At 73.3% G+C, this 14,850-nt stretch carries 14 protein-coding genes, 1 pseudogene and 1 riboswitch; of the genes and pseudogenes, 6 read left to right on the top strand and 9 right to left on the bottom strand.

The window, feature by feature from the left end; translation table 11 throughout:
* A partial coding sequence (locus ACFV4F_RS27910; RefSeq protein ID WP_380506544.1) for an ATP-binding protein occupies window positions 1-622 on the bottom strand: 622 nt, incomplete at its 3' end.
* Between the two features lie 219 nt (window positions 623-841).
* Here ACFV4F_RS27910 and ACFV4F_RS27905 point away from each other — a divergent pair.
* Window positions 842-2,170, top strand: coding sequence for a tetratricopeptide repeat protein (locus ACFV4F_RS27905; protein ID WP_380506448.1), 1,329 nt, complete (start codon window positions 842-844; stop codon window positions 2,168-2,170).
* Here ACFV4F_RS27905 and ACFV4F_RS27900 read toward each other — a convergent pair.
* A complete protein-coding gene (locus tag ACFV4F_RS27900; protein ID WP_380506445.1) occupies window positions 2,167-2,988 on the bottom strand; it encodes an alpha/beta hydrolase in 822 nt (273 codons plus the stop codon). The genes ACFV4F_RS27905 and ACFV4F_RS27900 overlap by 4 nt on opposite strands.
* Window positions 2,989-3,215: 227 nt before the next feature.
* On the opposite strand from ACFV4F_RS27900, the pseudogene ACFV4F_RS27895 reads away from it, so the two are divergent.
* Both ACFV4F_RS27895 and ACFV4F_RS27890 read left to right on the top strand, forming a co-directional pair.
* Window positions 3,216-3,428 (top strand): annotated as a pseudogene (locus ACFV4F_RS27895) (helix-turn-helix domain-containing protein); the annotation flags it as partial.
* Between the two features lie 204 nt (window positions 3,429-3,632).
* Entirely contained in the window at window positions 3,633-4,040 is a 408-nt protein-coding gene (locus ACFV4F_RS27890; protein WP_380506553.1) for a hypothetical protein, read from the top strand.
* Between the two features lie 22 nt (window positions 4,041-4,062).
* Here ACFV4F_RS27890 and ACFV4F_RS27885 read toward each other — a convergent pair whose 3' ends face one another.
* From ACFV4F_RS27885 to ACFV4F_RS27855, 7 genes are all read right to left on the bottom strand, one after another.
* Window positions 4,063-4,230, bottom strand: coding sequence for a hypothetical protein (locus tag ACFV4F_RS27885; RefSeq protein WP_380439421.1), 168 nt, complete (start codon window positions 4,228-4,230; stop codon window positions 4,063-4,065).
* Window positions 4,231-4,325: 95 nt separating this feature from the next.
* Complete coding sequence (locus ACFV4F_RS27880) at window positions 4,326-5,159, bottom strand: ECF transporter S component (protein WP_380506442.1); 834 nt, start codon at window positions 5,157-5,159, stop codon at window positions 4,326-4,328.
* 73 nt (window positions 5,160-5,232) lie between these two features.
* Complete coding sequence (locus ACFV4F_RS27875; protein ID WP_380506439.1) at window positions 5,233-6,834, bottom strand: ABC transporter ATP-binding protein; 1,602 nt, start codon at window positions 6,832-6,834, stop codon at window positions 5,233-5,235.
* Entirely contained in the window at window positions 6,831-7,922 is a 1,092-nt protein-coding gene (locus ACFV4F_RS27870) for a CbiQ family ECF transporter T component (RefSeq protein WP_380506436.1), read from the bottom strand. Before ACFV4F_RS27870 ends, ACFV4F_RS27875 begins: the two co-directional genes overlap by 4 nt.
* Complete coding sequence (locus ACFV4F_RS27865; protein WP_380439452.1) at window positions 7,919-8,608, bottom strand: SCO2322 family protein; 690 nt, start codon at window positions 8,606-8,608, stop codon at window positions 7,919-7,921. The genes ACFV4F_RS27870 and ACFV4F_RS27865 overlap by 4 nt, the downstream gene beginning before the upstream one ends.
* Window positions 8,609-8,946: 338 nt before the next feature.
* Entirely contained in the window at window positions 8,947-10,248 is a 1,302-nt protein-coding gene (locus tag ACFV4F_RS27860; RefSeq protein WP_380506433.1) for a prenyltransferase/squalene oxidase repeat-containing protein, read from the bottom strand.
* 158 nt (window positions 10,249-10,406) lie between these two features.
* Window positions 10,407-10,491: riboswitch (cobalamin riboswitch) on the bottom strand.
* Window positions 10,492-10,604: 113 nt separating this feature from the next.
* Window positions 10,605-11,225, bottom strand: coding sequence for a TetR family transcriptional regulator (locus ACFV4F_RS27855; protein WP_380439431.1), 621 nt, complete (start codon window positions 11,223-11,225; stop codon window positions 10,605-10,607).
* Between the two features lie 242 nt (window positions 11,226-11,467).
* Here ACFV4F_RS27855 and ACFV4F_RS27850 point away from each other — a divergent pair, with 242 nt between their 5' ends.
* The 3 genes from ACFV4F_RS27850 (at window position 11,468) to ACFV4F_RS27840 (ending at window position 14,705) form a co-directional block, all read left to right on the top strand.
* On the top strand, window positions 11,468-12,778 hold the full coding sequence (locus ACFV4F_RS27850) for a glycosyltransferase family 4 protein (RefSeq protein ID WP_380506430.1): 1,311 nt from the start codon (window positions 11,468-11,470) through the stop codon (window positions 12,776-12,778).
* Between the two features lie 134 nt (window positions 12,779-12,912).
* Window positions 12,913-13,647, top strand: a complete 735-nt coding sequence (locus ACFV4F_RS27845) for a class I SAM-dependent methyltransferase (RefSeq protein WP_363656604.1) — start codon at window positions 12,913-12,915, stop codon at window positions 13,645-13,647.
* Window positions 13,644-14,705: a prenyltransferase gene (locus ACFV4F_RS27840; protein WP_380439435.1), complete on the top strand. Its 1,062-nt coding sequence runs from the start codon at window positions 13,644-13,646 to the stop codon at window positions 14,703-14,705. The genes ACFV4F_RS27845 and ACFV4F_RS27840 overlap by 4 nt, the downstream gene beginning before the upstream one ends.
* The last annotated feature ends 145 nt before the right edge of the window (window positions 14,706-14,850 follow it).

Below are 14,850 nucleotides of genomic sequence, written 5' to 3'. Positions count from 1 at the left end.
TTGTGCTCCGGTGCGCTCCCCCCCCCACCACCCTACAAACCCCTCTTGCCCCGCCCCGTTGCTCCCCCCCCCCCCCCCCCCCCCCCCCCCCCCCCCCCCCCCCGCAACAAGCGCCGTCGCTGGTACCGGTCGCGTGAGCTGTGGGACAGGAGGACGGACACTGTGCTCCTCTCTTCGGGGGGACCGGGCGTCGGCGGGCACGGAGATCGGCATGCACGGTCTTGCCGTAGGTGTCCAGCGCTGTGCCCCAGCACCCGGCGGTCAGCAGGTGGATCAGGGCGAGGCCTCGATGGCACTCGTCGTCGCTTCCGGCTTGGAGCAGCACTGGCATCGTTCGGGAGCCGTCGCGGACTGAGATCCGGACTGTCTGGGGTGTGATCCTGCGGATCTTGACGAGCATGAACGTCAGGCAGCCGGTCTTGCAGGCGTTGCTGACCAACTCGGTGACGATCAGCTGGGCGTCGTCCGCCAGGTCGTCCAGCTCCCACTCCCGGAGCTTGCGTCGAACCAGCTTGCGAGCCGTGCAGGCAGACTCCGACCGGTACTTCAGGGAGGCCGTTGCCGGGCCGGGGATCTCGGTGCGTGCTGGAGCCGAGTCCCTCGCGGAGCCCGTCTGCGACATGGACTCGGAGCGGTCGGCTGTGGTGTCGAGAAGCCGCTGCTGCCGGATCCGGCCGTCGACTGAGCGGTGCACGGGAGCCTCCTCCGAGATGACTGATGAACAGTCAATGGCGGCTCGTGGCAAAGAACCAGGTCGGACCGGAGGACACATCACCGGACATCTCGGCGGGTGGCTTGTGTCTCCTGCCGCAGGATGGTGTCAGTGGCCTAGCGTGGATTCGTGGGGGTGCAAGATATGCCCGAATGCGCAGCGAACGGGACGTTCGTAGCCGCGCGGATCGAACGTGGCTGGCGTACGCAAGAGGACTTCGCCGATGCGTATAACGCCAAAGCCGTCACTCTGAACTCGAAGGCCAGGATCTCGGTTCGCCAGGTCAGGCGTTGGGAGTCCGGTCAGACCGCCTGGCCCAATCGGGATGCGCGGTACGTGCTGACCGAGATGTTCGATGCGCCTCTCGAACGACTTGGTTTCGTCCCGCTGCCGAGTAAGCCGATCCGGCTCGGGACGGCTACCGGCTCGAAGTCAGACGTGGAGGAGCCAATGCTTCACCGCAGCTTCATGAGTGGTCCGCTCGCCACGCCCTTGCTCGATCTCGCAGCCCTGGAGCACCTCACCGCGGCCGCTTGCAATGCCTACCGATTTGCTGACCACGAACTTGTGGGCCACCTTCGGGATGCTCTGGACGACACCGCTCGTACGGATCTGCGCGTGGGGTCGCATCGGGCGTTGCCCGCAGCACTGGGAATCCTGTCTGCCACCAGTACCACTGCCCGCGACGCCAGGCCGGCTATCCGTCGTGAGCTTCTTGTCCTCGGGGCCAGGGCGGCGGAGTTCGCGGCGTGGCTGCACCACGACGCGGGCGCTCCTGACCAGGTCGTTGCCTATTGGCACAACCAGGCCAAGGAATGGGCGACCTTCACCAATGATGAAGCCATGCATGCCTACGTGCTGATGCGGCAGGCCCAGATCCTCGGGCGCCACGATGCCGCGCGCATGCTCGACCTTGCCAGGGCCGCGACGAGCGGGCCGTCGAAGCTGCCGGCCCGCGCGCATGCCGAAGCGCTCCAGCAGCAGGCGCGGGGAATGGCGATGACCGGTGCCCACCCCGATCAGATCGCCCGGGTACTGGACCAAGCGCACGCCGCCCTCGACCGGGCCGACCGACCAGCGGAGCCTCCATCGTGTACGGGGCCGCTCGGCGACGGATACACGCGGGAACGGCTCCTCATCCAGACGGCGATCCGACTACGGGAAGCCGGACGCCCCGTTGAAGCCATCGCAGCGTTCCAGGCGCATCTCACCGCCGAGGCGTTCGCTCCACGTGACCGTGCTCACTACAGCGCGTTCTTGGCCGGTGCTCTTGCCGATCTCGGGGAACCTGACGAGGCTGCCGCAGTCGCCCTGAAAGCGCTGCGTGTTGCTACGGATGTTCGCTCCCGGCAAGCCATCGGCGCACTTCACGGCACTGCGAAGACCCTGTTTCCGTACCGACAGAGACCACAGGTGCGGGAACTCCACGAGCGACTGGTGATCCTGGCGGCCGGCTAGGAAGAGAGGAAGGCAGTCACCTTGGCGATCACGTCTCGCTGCCAAGCCTGTGATTGCGGGTCGGCGTATGCGGGATCGTCATGGACTGCGAAGCCGTGCTGCGCGCCGTCGAGTTCATACAACTCGGCTCCCGAGCCGTTCCGGAACAAGGGGGCGTACTGGCGTGACAACTGCACATCCACGAAGGTGTCTTTTGTCCCGTGGACGATGAGTACCGGGCAATGAACGCCGGCGCAGACGGCTTCCGGCGCCGGCAGGAGAAACATCTCATTGAGCAGTGCCCGGCCGGTCTCGAACGGCTGTCGCGGCAAAGCTCCGGCTTGATCGAGCTGCGCGGCGCGATCCGGCGAGAGGTAGTTCCCTGACCAGCCGGCTCGCTCGGTGATGAACCTGTCCTTGTAGTCGATTCGCGGGTTCAACAGCACCAGTCGCTCGACCTCCCCCGGGTACTGGCCGGCGTGCATGGCGGCAGCGCCACCTGAGAACGATGCTGCGATGACGTGAACTGGGCGCGGCCGCTTGGCGACTTCGGCGAGGTGATCGCTTGCGGCGCGAATGTCGTTGGCCACTCCGGCGATCGTGAGATCTGCCGGACGCCCGCCGCTGGCGCCGTGGGCCCGCAGGTCGAACCGCAGGCAGGTCACTCCGGTCGCGGCCAGGCCGGCTGCCAGTCGGCCGAAGAACCCGCCCTCCTCGCGGGTGACACCGGCTCCGTGAATGAGAACGGCCAGGGCGGTAGGTGACGTCGGGGAGGGGGTGACCGTGCCGAACAGCGCTGTGCCGTCCAACGACCGGAACGCAGTCTCGTAGTCAGTCATGCGTTGAAGGTAGCAACCTGTGGCGAGTGTCACTCGCGATCTATGTGCGCCGGGGGTTGTGCGCCTGCGCCGTCCGAATGGGTGACGTGGATCGGAGTTTGACGGCTAGTCACGAAGCTACGGTGACTATTGCGGCGTGAGTGCTTCGAGCGGAGCGCGCGCACATAGTGAGCCCCGGCGGTGCTGACAACACCCCGGGGTATGGCACCTGGAGCTAAGGACTCCCAATGCAGATTCATCGTATCCCCAAGCACGCCCCCGGCTACACGATTCTCGACAACGGGCATGTCGTCCGTAAGCACTCGCTGAGTTGGGCGGCGCGTGGGCTGCTCAGTTACCTGCTCAGCCTGCCGGACGGCGCTCGTGAAGATGTTCGGACGCTGGCGGCGAAGAGCGTTGAGGGGCGCACGACGGTGGCGCGGGCTCTCCGTGAGCTGGAGGCGGCCGGGCACTACGTCCGGCGCACTCACCGGGATCCCCTGACGGGGCAGGTTCGGACGGTCGTCTCCGTCCACGAAGTCCCGTTGACGGGCAAGGCGGTTCACACGGTGCCGCCGCTTCCCGTGTCTCCGGCCGCCGGGTGTCCTGGAGCTGGGGAGCCAGGCGGCGGAAAGACGGGAAACCCTTCCGTGAAGGTAAGGAAGTTGACGGAGAAGGATGCCGGAAGGCCGTCCGTCCCTCCCGCTCGGCCCCAGCGCCTGACCGACGGCATGACGCTGCTGCTCGAACTGGGCCGCCGCGAGCCCCGGATGGCCCTCGCGGGTAGGCCGCTGACGGACCAGGCCGCCATGGTTGAGGGGCTCCTGGCCGGGGGCTGGACGCCGGACGCGCTGATGGCTGTCCTGTCCGCCCCGCTCCCGGGCCGGATCACCCACAGCGTCGGCGCGATCCTCGCCTCCCGTCTGTCGGCCGTCCCGCCCGTGCCGGGCCCCCGGCCAACGACGGTCGGCTCGGAACCGGGGACGCGGCACCACGAGTGCCCCGGCCGGGACGGCCTGTGCGGTCGGCCGGTTCGCGAGGCGCGCAACTTGTGCGTGTCGTGCCGGGAGTAGGACCCGTCTCAGCAGGGTGCTTTCAGTCGTCGGGCCATTCGATGCCGTCCGGGCCGGTCGACGATCCGGCCTTGACCGGGTTGCCGACCCAGGCGTTGGCGTTGCCGGCCGTGGCGGGCGTGGTGACCAGGAGCGCCCCGAGTGCTGCCAGTGCGGCGGCCGCGAGCACCCTGCCGATCGTGTGGGTCATGCCGGTTTCCCCTTCCCCGTGGGACGGCCGGTCGATGGACGCGGCCGTCCGTCAGTGTGCAACGTGGTTGTGGGGCAGGGCAATTGATTAGGCCGTTACTCGGCCGGCGGGTGGAAGGTCACCGGGGCCGCGAAGGCGGCGCGGCGGGTGGTGCGGCGGAGGGCGCGCAGGACGGGGGTGCCGAGGGTGAGGCACAGGGTGATGGTGAGTGCGGCGCGGGGGAGGTCCCAGCCGAGGGACGTCGTCAGGCAGTAGGCGGCGAAGCGGACCAGGTTGGCGGGGAGCGGGTCGCCGGGGACGAAGGAGATGGAGCTGGAGAGGCCGCCGATGTACGGCCAGCCCTGCAGGTTCATGATCGTGCCGTAGAGGATGGACGAGAGAGCGCCATAGGCGGCGAGAAGGGCGAGTTCGCGGCGGCCGCGCAGGGTCGCGGCGCCGGGGAGGAGGCCGGCGCCCAGGCAGACCCAGCCCATCGCGAGCATCTGGAACGGCAGCCATGGGCCGACGCCGCCGGTCAGCAGGGCGGAGGCGAACATCGACAGCGAGCCGAGGACGAAGCCGAAGCCCGGGCCGAGGACGCGGCCGGAGAGCACCATCAGGAAGAACATCGGCTCCAGGCCGGCCGTACCCGCGCCGAGCGGGCGCAGCGCGGCGCCTGCCGCGGCGAGGACGCCCAGCAGCGCGACGGACTTGGCGTCCAGGCCTGGAGCGCCCCCGCCCGCCGACCGGCCCTCGCTGATCTGCGCGATCACGACGGCCAACAACAACGGCAGCAGGAGTGCGAACAGCCAAGGGGCGTCGGCGGAGTGGCCGACCAGGGCGGACTTGGTCGAGGCGAGCAGCGGCCAGCCGAAGGCCGTCACGCCGACGAGGGAGGTGAGGGTCAGCGCCGTGACGGAGCGGCGGCCGAGGGGGACGGGACGACTCATGCTCCCGCCTCGCTCCGCTCGGCAGGGGCATTCGCCCACACGCACCTTCTGATGATTCGCTCGCTGCGCTCACTCATGCTTCCAGCGCCTCCGCCACCTGGTGGACGGTGAGCCACGGGCCCGGGGCCAGCACCTTGGCGACCTGCGGGGCGAACGCGGGGGAGGAGACCACGACCTCGGCCGTCGGGCCGTCCGCGACGATCTCGCCCTCGGCCAGGATGACCGTGCGGTGGGCGAGTTCGGCGGCCAGCTCGACGTCGTGGGTGGCCAGCAGCACGGCGTGGCCCTCGGCGGCGAGGCCGCGCAGGATCTCCACCAGCCGGGCCTTGGCCGCGTAGTCGAGGCCGCGGGTGGGCTCGTCGAGCAGGAGCAGCGGGGGCCGGGCGGTGAGGACGACGGCCAGGGCGAGCGTGAGCCGCTGGCCTTCGGACAGGTCGCGCGGGTGGGCGGTGTCGGCGATGCCGGGCAGCAGGCGTTCGACCAGTGCTCGGCACGTGCCTGCGAGGGCGCTCGCGTCGGTGTCGGCCGCCGCGCACTCGGCGGTGACGCTCTCGCCGTAGAGCAGGTCGCGCGGGTCCTGCGGGACGAGGCCGACCTGGCGGATCAGGTCGGCGGGCCTGGTGCGGTGCGGGGTGCGGTCGCCCACCCGGACGGTGCCGGAGGCGGGGGCGTGCAGGCCGACGAGGCTGCCCAGCAGGGTCGACTTGCCGGCGCCGTTGCGGCCCATCAGCGCGGTGATCTCGCCGGGGCGGAGGGCGAGGTCCACGCCGCGCAGGGCGTGGACGGGGCCGCGTCGGACGGCGAGGCGGTCGGCGGCTGCCAGCGGGGAGCCGTCGGGGGAGGGTGCGGCGGCCGGACGGTGTCCGTCGAGGCGCTCGCGCAGCCCGGCGGCCTTGCGGCGGGCGTCGCGTACGGACAGCGGCAGCGGCCGCCAGCCCGCGAGCCGTCCGAGGCCGACCACCGGCGGGTGCACCGGCGAGTGCGCCATCACGTCGGCCGGTTCGCCGAGGACGGGCGTGGCGCCGGGGGTGAGCAGCAGCACCTGGTCGGCGTACTGGACGACGCGTTCCAGTCGGTGCTCGGCCATCAGGACGGTCGTGCCGAGGTCGTGCACGAGCCGTTGCAGCACGGCCAGCACCTCCTCGGCCGCGCCCGGGTCGAGCGCCGAGGTCGGCTCGTCCAGGACCAGCACGCGCGGGTGGACGGTGAGGACCGAGCCGATCGCGACGCGCTGCTGCTGGCCGCCGGAGAGCGAGCCGAGGGCGCGGTCGCGCAGGTCGGCGAGGCCGAGCAGGTCGAGGGTCTCCTCGACGCGGCGGCGCATGACGTCGGCCGGCAGGCCCAGGGACTCCATGCCGTAGGCGAGTTCGTCCTCGACGGTGTCGGTGACGAAGTGCGCGACCGGGTCCTGCCCCACCGTGCCCACCAGGTCGGCCAGGTCGCGCGGGCGGTGGGTACGGGTGTCCCGGCCGCCGACGGTGACCCGGCCGTGCAGGGTGCCGCCGGTGAAGTGCGGGACGAGCCCGCTGACGGTGCCCAGGAGGGTGGACTTGCCGGAGCCCGACGGGCCCACCAGCAGGCAGAGTTCGCCCTCGGGGACGGTCAGGTCGACGCCGTTCAAAGCCGACGTGGGAGCGTCCGCGTACTGGACGGAGACCTGCTCGAAGGTGATCACGAAGCCCTCCGGGGCGGGGTCGGGGTGGCGAACGCCGGTACCAGGCCCAGGAGCGCGGCGAGGACGGCGGCCGCCGGCAGCACGGGGATGCTCGGCGGCACGACGGTGGGCGCGAAGGCGGCGGGATCGCGGGTGGAGAGGTAGACGGTGAGCGCGGCGACGGCGACGCCCGAACCGGCGGTGAGCCACTCCGGGAGCGCCCAGGGGTCCGGCCGGTAGCGCGTCCTGACGGACCGCCTGTTGCCGAGGAGCAGTCCGGCGAACGCCGCGGCCAGGCCGATCAGCAGGACGGGGAGCGCCCAGCCGGCGCCCCCGGCGGTCAGCAGGCCGTACGCGGCCAGGCAGACGCCCAGCAGCCCGGCCAGGGTGAGCGCGGCCGTCGCCCGCGCGAGGCGCCGCGGGACGTCGGCGGTGCGGCCGAAGCCGCGGGTGTCCATCGCGGCGGCCAGCGCCACCGAACGCTCCAACGCGCCCTCCAGGACGGGCAGTCCGACGCTCAGCACGGCGGCGACGCCCTTGTCCGTCCGGCCGCGCAGGCGGCGGGCGGCGCGCAGCCGCCGGACGTCGGCGACCAGGTTCGGCGCGAACGTCATCGCCACGACGACGGCCACCCCCGCCTCGTACAGCGCGCCGGGCAGGGCGCGCAGGAGGCGGGCCGGGCTGGCGAGCGCGTTCGCGGCGCCGACGCACACCAGGAGCGTGGCCAGGCGCAGCCCGTCGTAGAGCGCGGCCAGCAGGCCTTCGAGGGTGACCCGGCCGCCGATCCGCACCCCCTGCGCCCAGGCGGGCAGGGGCACTTCGGGCAGCGTGAACAGCACGTGCGTCCCGGGGATCGGCGAGCCCAGCAGCACGGCGAACAGCAGCCGGATGCCGAGGACGAACAGGCCGAGCCGCAGGAACGCGCCGTACGACCGCGACCAGGGCGCGTCACCGCGCCGGGCCGCGACGACGTAGCCGGCGACGGCGGCGAGCAGCAGCAGGATCGCCGGGTTGGTGGTGCGGGTGGCCGCGGCGCCCAGGCCGAGCGCCCACAACCACCAGGCGCCGGGGTGCAGTTGACGGGAGACGCGCACGGAAAGGGACCTCATCGGGGACGGCGGCGGCGCGACTGCCAGACGGCACCGGCCGCGAGGGCGGCGACGAGGACTCCGCCGGCGATCAGGCCGAGGTCCGGGCCGCTGCCGTCGTCCTTGGCCGCTGCCTTGCTGTCCGTCTTCGCACCGGCGCCGACCTGGTCGGCGCAACCGGCCTTCGGGTAGCCGGCGATGGCGCAGAGCAGGCCGTTCGTGTCGTACCGCAGCGGCGGCGCGACGGCGGCGAGCACCTCGGCGGACGTCGCGTTGGCGGCGACGGTGGCGCAGGCGGTGCGCTGCTCGGGCGGCTGCTCGGCGGAGGCGGCATCGTCGGCCGTGCCGAAGTCGAGGACGACGGCCACGCGCTTGCGGCCCTGCTGCGGGGGCGTGCTCGCGCAGAGGGCGGCGAAGTCGGCGCCGGCGCGGGGCTGCGCGGCGTTCTGCCCGCCGTCCGGGCTGACGGCGAACCGCCACCCGTCGACGCTCCCGTCCGCCGGCACGTGGACCGACGGACCCTGCTGCTGGTAGGCCCAGCCGCCGTCGGCACCCTTCCAGAACGACCAGTACCGGTACCCGGCCGCCTCGGCGGGCACGGCGGAACCGGCGACGAGGAGCACGGCGAGCAGGCCGGTGAGGAGTGCGGCGAGGCGGCCGGTGGGTTGCCTGGCGGCGGTGTGGCCGTGGGCGGTGGGGCCGGCCAGGCGGTTGGCGAGTTGCCTGGCGGGGGTGGTGGTGGGGCCGGCCAGGCGGCTGGCGAGTCGGCTGGCAGGGGTGGTGGGAGCCTCGGCGCGCCCGAGGCGGTTGCCGGGCGCGGCGGCACGGGAGCGGTCGCTCGCTGCCGTGAGCCCGACCGGGGTGCCCGGCGCAGACGAGGCTCCCCGGACCGCCGTGCGGGCACGCCCGGTCGCCGTCGGGCGTCGCGTGCGGGCAGTCGGCGCGGCCGCCGGGCCCGACGCGCTGCCCTCGAACGACGGGCTCCAGCCGGGCCCGCCCGCCGCCGGGAGCCCGGAGGCTCCGGCGGCGTGGCGGGGGTTGGACGTCACAGCTTCGGGGCGCGCTTGCGCTGGAGGCTCAGGATGAGGCCGCCGCCGACGCCGATGAGCAGGCCGACGCCGATCAGCCAGTACTGGGAGATGCCGCCGTCCTTCTTCTTCTCGGCGGCGGGCGCGGCGGAACCGGGAGCAGCAGGGGCGGAAGCCGTCGTCTTCGGCACCGGGCCGAGCGTGGTGAGCTGCTGCACCAGCGCGGCCGTGTCCCGCTGGGCGGCCTGGGCGACCAGGAGCAGCGTCGCGGCGGCGCCCGCGTCGGTGCCGCCCTTCGTCCACGCGGCGCCGTTCTGGGTCAGCCAGTCCACCGCGCCGGCGGCCTGCTGCGGGTGGCCGCTCTGGGTGAGGCCGAGGGCGGCCCAGGCGGTGGCGGTGTAGTCGGGGGTGGGCGTGGCGCCGGGCATGGTGAGGGTGAGGTGGTTGCCGCCCGCGCCGAGCTGCGCGGTGAGGTACGCCCCGGCGGCCTCCGCCGAGTCGGCGTGCGCGACGGGGGAGGCCGGGGTGGCGGGGGTGGCGGTGGCGCCGTCCTGGCAGGTCAGCGGCTTGGGCGCGGCGTCGGAGCGGACGCCGGCGGTGACCGGGAGCCGGCCGCCGGCCGCGGCGAGCGAGGCCTGGGCGGTGGCGAGCGCGTTGGGCGCGAGGGCGCCGGAGGCGGCGTCGGGCTGGAAGGCGAAGGCGCCGCGCTGGTCGGCGGGGGCGGCGCAGCCGAGCTGGAAGCGGGCGAGCCCGTCGAAGGCGTTCTTGCCGTCCTTGGCGACGCCCGCCGGGTCGGTCCTGGCGGCGAAGAGGGCGTTGACGGCGAGGCCGGTGGAGTTGGCGTCGCCGGGGTTGCCGGGGTTGTAGGCCCAGCTGCCGTCGGCGTTCTGGACGGTCTTGAGCCACTGGACGCCCTTGTCGACGGCGTCCTGGTGCCCGCCGAGCGCGACGAGGGCCTGGACGGCGACGGCGGTGGCGTTGCTGTCCTCGGTCTTGGCGTCGCAGGCCGCGTCGGCGGCCCGGTAGGACGGCCAGCCGCCGTCCTCGCACTGCTGTCCGGTGAGCCAGGCGACCGCCTGGTCGGCCGGGGTCACCTTGGCCGCCGCGAGCGCGGTGAGCGCGAGGGACTGGCGCCACACCCCGTCGTACGTCGGGTCGCCCTTGCCGTACAGGCCCTCGGGGGCAGCGGGGGCAGTGGGGGCAGCGGGGGCAGCGGGGGCCGGCGGGGAGGGGGTGTCGGCGAGGGCCGGTGCGGCGGCGGCGCCGGTGAGCAGCGCGGCGGACAGGGCGGCGGCGCCCAGGCGGGCGGCGGTGAGCATGGTGGAGGTGTGCCTTTCGGTGAGCGGGGCGGGCCCGGCGGGGCCCTTCCGTAGTCCTCGACGGTGCCGGACGGGTGCGTCCGGCCCTCAGGCCGTGTCCCTCGGATCAGGTCGGAGGGCTGATCCGACGGACACGTCCTGGCCGCTCGCCCCTCCCCGGGCGCTCCGGCTCGGCCCGTACTCACGCGCGGGAGCACGGCCTCACGGTTGCGGGGTCAGCGCCGGACTCGCACCGGCTTCCCCCGGGAGAGGGACGGGATGAAGTTTTTGCTGCCCGTTGACTCTAGCCGCCGGCGCCGCCCGCCGGACCGCGGCGAGCAGGAACACGTTCCAGTAAGCGGGGGCGGGCGGAGACCTCACGGCAGCGTGAGCAGCCGCGCCGCCGTGTGCAGGTCGGCCCGGACCTCGGCGATCGAGGAGCGGCCGGAGAGCCAGGAGACCAGCGCCGAGTGCCAGGTGTGCTCGATCACCCGGACGGCCGCGCGCTGGCTCTCGCTCGGTGGCCCGGACTGGCCGATCGCGTCCAGGATGAGCTGTCCGGTCGCGGAGCTCACCTGGTCCACCTCGGCCCCGACCGAGCGGTCCGCGAAGGACAGCGCCCGCACCATGGCCTCCGCCAGGAGCGGTTCGCGCTGGAGCGCGTGGAAGGCCCGGGTGAGCGTGTCGGCCACCCGCGGCGCCGGTTCGTCGTCGGTCGGCGGGTGGCGCCGGATGTGCTCCTGGAGGCTCTGCAGCTGTTCGAGCATGACCGCGACCAGCAGGTGGACCTTGGACGGGAAGTACCGGTAGAGCGTGCCGAGGGCGACCTCGGCGCTCTCCGCGACCTCCCGCATCTGCACCGCCTCGTACCCGCCGCGCGCGGCCAGGGCGGTGGCGGCCCGCAGGATCCGCCGCCGGCGCTCGGCCTGGCGGGCGGTCAGCGGCGGCTCCCCGGCCGGCGGGGCGGCGGGGCTCGCGGACGTGCTCGGCGACGACAAGGGGTGCTCCCGGGGGCGCGTGGGTGGCGGCGCGCCGCACGGGGGCGGCGCACCGTCGACCCGGGGTCGGCCGGGTCGGCGTGGCGGGAATCACCAGCCCTGGCTCCGGAGGGAAAGCTACGGGCCGGTATCTTCGAGGTCTCTCATTGTTCACATGGTCGATGACGAGTTCCACAGCCACTGAAACCTGATCTACTTTAGCGACCGGCAGCACAGATAGCAGCTAGAGAAGAGGGCCCAGGATGACCGCGCAGCCGCTGCGGATTGCCCTGCTGTCGTACCGCGGCGACCCGTTCTGCGGTGGCCAGGGCGTCTACGTGCGTCACCTGTCCCGCGAGCTGGCCAGGCTCGGCCACCACGTGGACGTGATCGGCGCCCAGCCGTACGCCGTCCTGGACGAGGTCGAGGGGCCGGGGTCGGTGCGCCTCGTCGAGCTGCCCAGCCTGGACCTGTACCGCGCGGACGACCCGTTCCGCACGCCCGGGCGCGGCGAGTTCCGCGGGCCGGTGGACGTGCTGGAGTTCGCCACGATGCGCACCGGCGGCTTCCCCGAGCCGCTGACGTTCTCGCTGCGCGCCCGGCAGTACCTGGCCCGGCACAAGGGCCGCTACGACGTCGTGCACGACAACCAGACCCTCGGCTACGGCCTGCTCGGGCTGGCCCGGCACGGCTTCCCGCTGGTCACCACGATCCACCACCCGATCACCGTCGACCGGCGGCTGGAGCTGGACGCGGCCACCACCCGGATGCGCCGGCTGTCGCTGCGCCGCTGGTACGCCTTCACCCGGATGCAGCGCCGCGTCGCCACCCGGCTGGACCACGTGATCACCGTCTCCGGCAGCTCGAAGCGGGAGATCGCCGAGCACCTGGGCGCCGCGCCCGGCGCCGTCTCGGTGGTGCCGATCGGCGCCGACACCCGGCTGTGGTCCCCGTCGGCGGAGGTCGCGCGGGTGCCCGGGCGGATCGTCACGACCTCCAGCGCGGACGTCCCGCTCAAGGGCCTGGTCTACCTGGTCGAGGCGCTGGCCAAGGTCCGCACCGAGCGGCCCGCGCACCTGGTCGTGGTCGGCAAGCCGCAGAAGGAGGACGGCCCTGTCACCGAGGCGGTCCGCCGCTTCGGGCTGGAAGAGCACATCGAGTTCCGCAGCGGGCTGACCGACCCGGAGCTGGTCGACCTGTACCGCTCGGCCGAGGTGGCCTGCGTGCCGTCGCTGTACGAGGGCTTCTCGCTGCCCGCCGCCGAGGCGATGGCCACCGGCACGCCGCTGGTGGCGACCACCGGCGGCGCGATCCCCGAGGTGGCCGGGCCGGACGGGGAGACCTGCCTGGCCGTGCCGCCGGGGGACGCGGACGCGCTGGCCGCCGCGCTCGGCCGGCTGCTGGACGACCCGGAGCTGCGTGAGCGGCTCGGGGTGGCCGGCCGCGAGCGGGTGCTGGCCCGGTTCACCTGGGAGCGGGCCGCCGAACTGACCGCCGACGCCTACCGCGCGGCGATCGCCACCGGGGTCGGCGCGCGGGCCCGCTCCGGGCCGGGCTGGCGGTACGTGCCCTGAGTCCGGGCCGGTCCGCGGCGCCGACCGGCGTGCGGGAGACCTGATGAAGCGTCAAACGCGCTTGATGGCACGACGCTTGGTAGCAAGACGCTTGATGGCAAGACGCTTGGTAGCAAAGGAATGGGAGCCCTGCAGTGCTGACCGTCGATTTCTCGCGCTTCCCGCTCGCCCCCGGCGACCGGGTGCTCGACCTGGGCTGCGGCGGGGGCCGGCACGCGTTCGAGTGCTACCGCCGCGGTGCCAACGTGATCGCCCTCGACCAGAACGCCGAGGAGATCGCCGAGGTCAAGAAGTGGTTCGCCGCGATGGAGCAGGCCGGCGAGGCCCCCGAGGGCGCGTCGGCGACCGCGATGGAGGGCAACGCGCTGGCGCTGCCGTTCGAGGACGAGTACTTCGACAAGATCATCATCTCCGAGGTGATGGAGCACATACCCGATGACAAGGGCGTGCTCAACGAGATGTTCCGGGTCCTCAAGCCCGGCGGCCTGCTCGCCGTCACCGTGCCGCGCTGGCTGCCCGAGAAGATCTGCTGGGCGCTGTCCGACGAGTACCACGAGGTCGAGGGCGGCCACATCCGCATCTACCGCGGCGACGAACTGCTCGGCAAGCTCAAGGACGCCGGCCTGGAGCCCTACGGCACCCACCACGCGCACGCGCTGCACTCGCCGTACTGGTGGATCAAGTGCGCCGTCGGCGTGGACAACGACAAGGCGCTGCCCGTCAAGGCCTACCACCAGCTGCTGGTCTGGGACATCGTCGGCACTCCGGTGATCAGCACGCTCACCAAGGCCGCCGAGAAGGCCCTCAACCCGGTCATCGGCAAGAGCTTCGTCGCCTACGCCTCCAAGCCGCGGCGGGCCGGCGCATGACCGCCGCCGTCCCCGAGGTGCTGCTGCTCGACGGGGTGCTCGACGCCGAGCAGGCCGCCGGCACCGTCCGCAGCATCCTCGCCGAGCAGCGCCCCGACGGCGCCATACCGTGGTTCACCGGCCACCACCTCGACCCGTGGGACCACACCGAGGCCGCGATGGCCCTCGACACCGCGGGCGAGCACGCCGCCGCCGAGGCCGCCTACCGCTGGCTCGCCGCCCACCAGAACCCGGACGGCTCCTGGTACGCGGCCTACACGGACGGCGAGGTCTCCAACCGGGCCAAGGAGACCAACTTCTGCGCCTACGTCGCCGTCGGGGTCTGGCACCACCACCTCAGCACCGGCGACGACGCGTTCCTGGAGTGGATCTGGCCGGTGGTCCGCCGCGCCCTGGACTTCATCGTCCGGCTGCGGCTGCCCGGTGGCCCGATCTCCTGGCGCCTCGACGAGGACGGCACCGCGACCGACGAGGCGCTGCTCACCGGCTCGTCCAGCATCCTGCACGCGCTGCGCTGCGGGCTGGCCGTCGCCGAGTACCTGGAGGAGCCGCAGCCCGACTGGGAGCTCGCGGCCGGCCGGCTGCGGCACGCCGTCGCCCGCCACCCCGAGCGGTTCCTCGACAAGGACCGCTTCTCGATGGACTGGTACTACCCGGTGCTCGGCACCGCGCTGCGCGGCGAGGCGGCGCTGGCCAGGATCGAGCGCGACTGGGACCGCTTCGTCGTCCCCGGCCTCGGCGTGCGCTGCGTCAGCGACCGTCCGTGGGTGACCGGCGGCGAGAGCGCCGAACTCGCCCTCGCGCTCTGGGCGATCGGCGAGTCCGACCGCGCCGTGGACATCCTGCGCTGGATCCAGAAGCACCTGCGGCACGAGGACGGCTCCTACTGGACCGGGTACGTGTTCGAGGACGACGCCATCTGGCCCGAGGAGCGCACCACCTGGACGGCCGGCGCGCTGCTGCTCGCCGTCGCCGCGCTCGGCGGCGACCCGGCGACGGTCGCGGTGTTCGGCGGGGACGACCTGCCGGAGGGACTGGTGGTCCAGGACTGCTGCTGAGGCGGCCGGGCCGGGACACGCGGAAGGGGGGGGGGGGCCGCGGGGGGCCCCCCCCCGCGCGGGGGGGGGGGGGGGGGGCCCGGGGGGGGGGGGGGGGGGGGGGCGGGCGGCCCCGGGGGGGGGGGGGGGGAGGGGGGGCCGCCGG

It is taken from the genome of Kitasatospora sp. NPDC059722, from assembly GCF_042733235.1.
Lineage (GTDB): Bacteria > Actinomycetota > Actinomycetes > Streptomycetales > Streptomycetaceae > Kitasatospora.
Note: the sequence above shows the minus strand (reverse complement) of the source record. Positions and strands in the feature narration are given on the sequence as shown.

Coding starts and splice junctions, on each gene's coding strand:
- ACFV4F_RS27885 (WP_380439421.1), bottom strand. CDS start 4,230: ATGACCCACACGATCGGCAGGGTGCTCGCGGCCGCCGCACTGGCAGCA.
- ACFV4F_RS27850 (WP_380506430.1), top strand. CDS start 11,468: ATGACCGCGCAGCCGCTGCGGATTGCCCTGCTGTCGTACCGCGGCGAC.
- ACFV4F_RS27840 (WP_380439435.1), top strand. CDS start 13,644: ATGACCGCCGCCGTCCCCGAGGTGCTGCTGCTCGACGGGGTGCTCGAC.
- ACFV4F_RS27860 (WP_380506433.1), bottom strand. CDS start 10,248: ATGCTCACCGCCGCCCGCCTGGGCGCCGCCGCCCTGTCCGCCGCGCTG.
- ACFV4F_RS27880 (WP_380506442.1), bottom strand. CDS start 5,159: ATGAGTCGTCCCGTCCCCCTCGGCCGCCGCTCCGTCACGGCGCTGACC.
- ACFV4F_RS27870 (WP_380506436.1), bottom strand. CDS start 7,922: ATGAGGTCCCTTTCCGTGCGCGTCTCCCGTCAACTGCACCCCGGCGCC.
- ACFV4F_RS27900 (WP_380506445.1), bottom strand. CDS start 2,988: ATGACTGACTACGAGACTGCGTTCCGGTCGTTGGACGGCACAGCGCTG.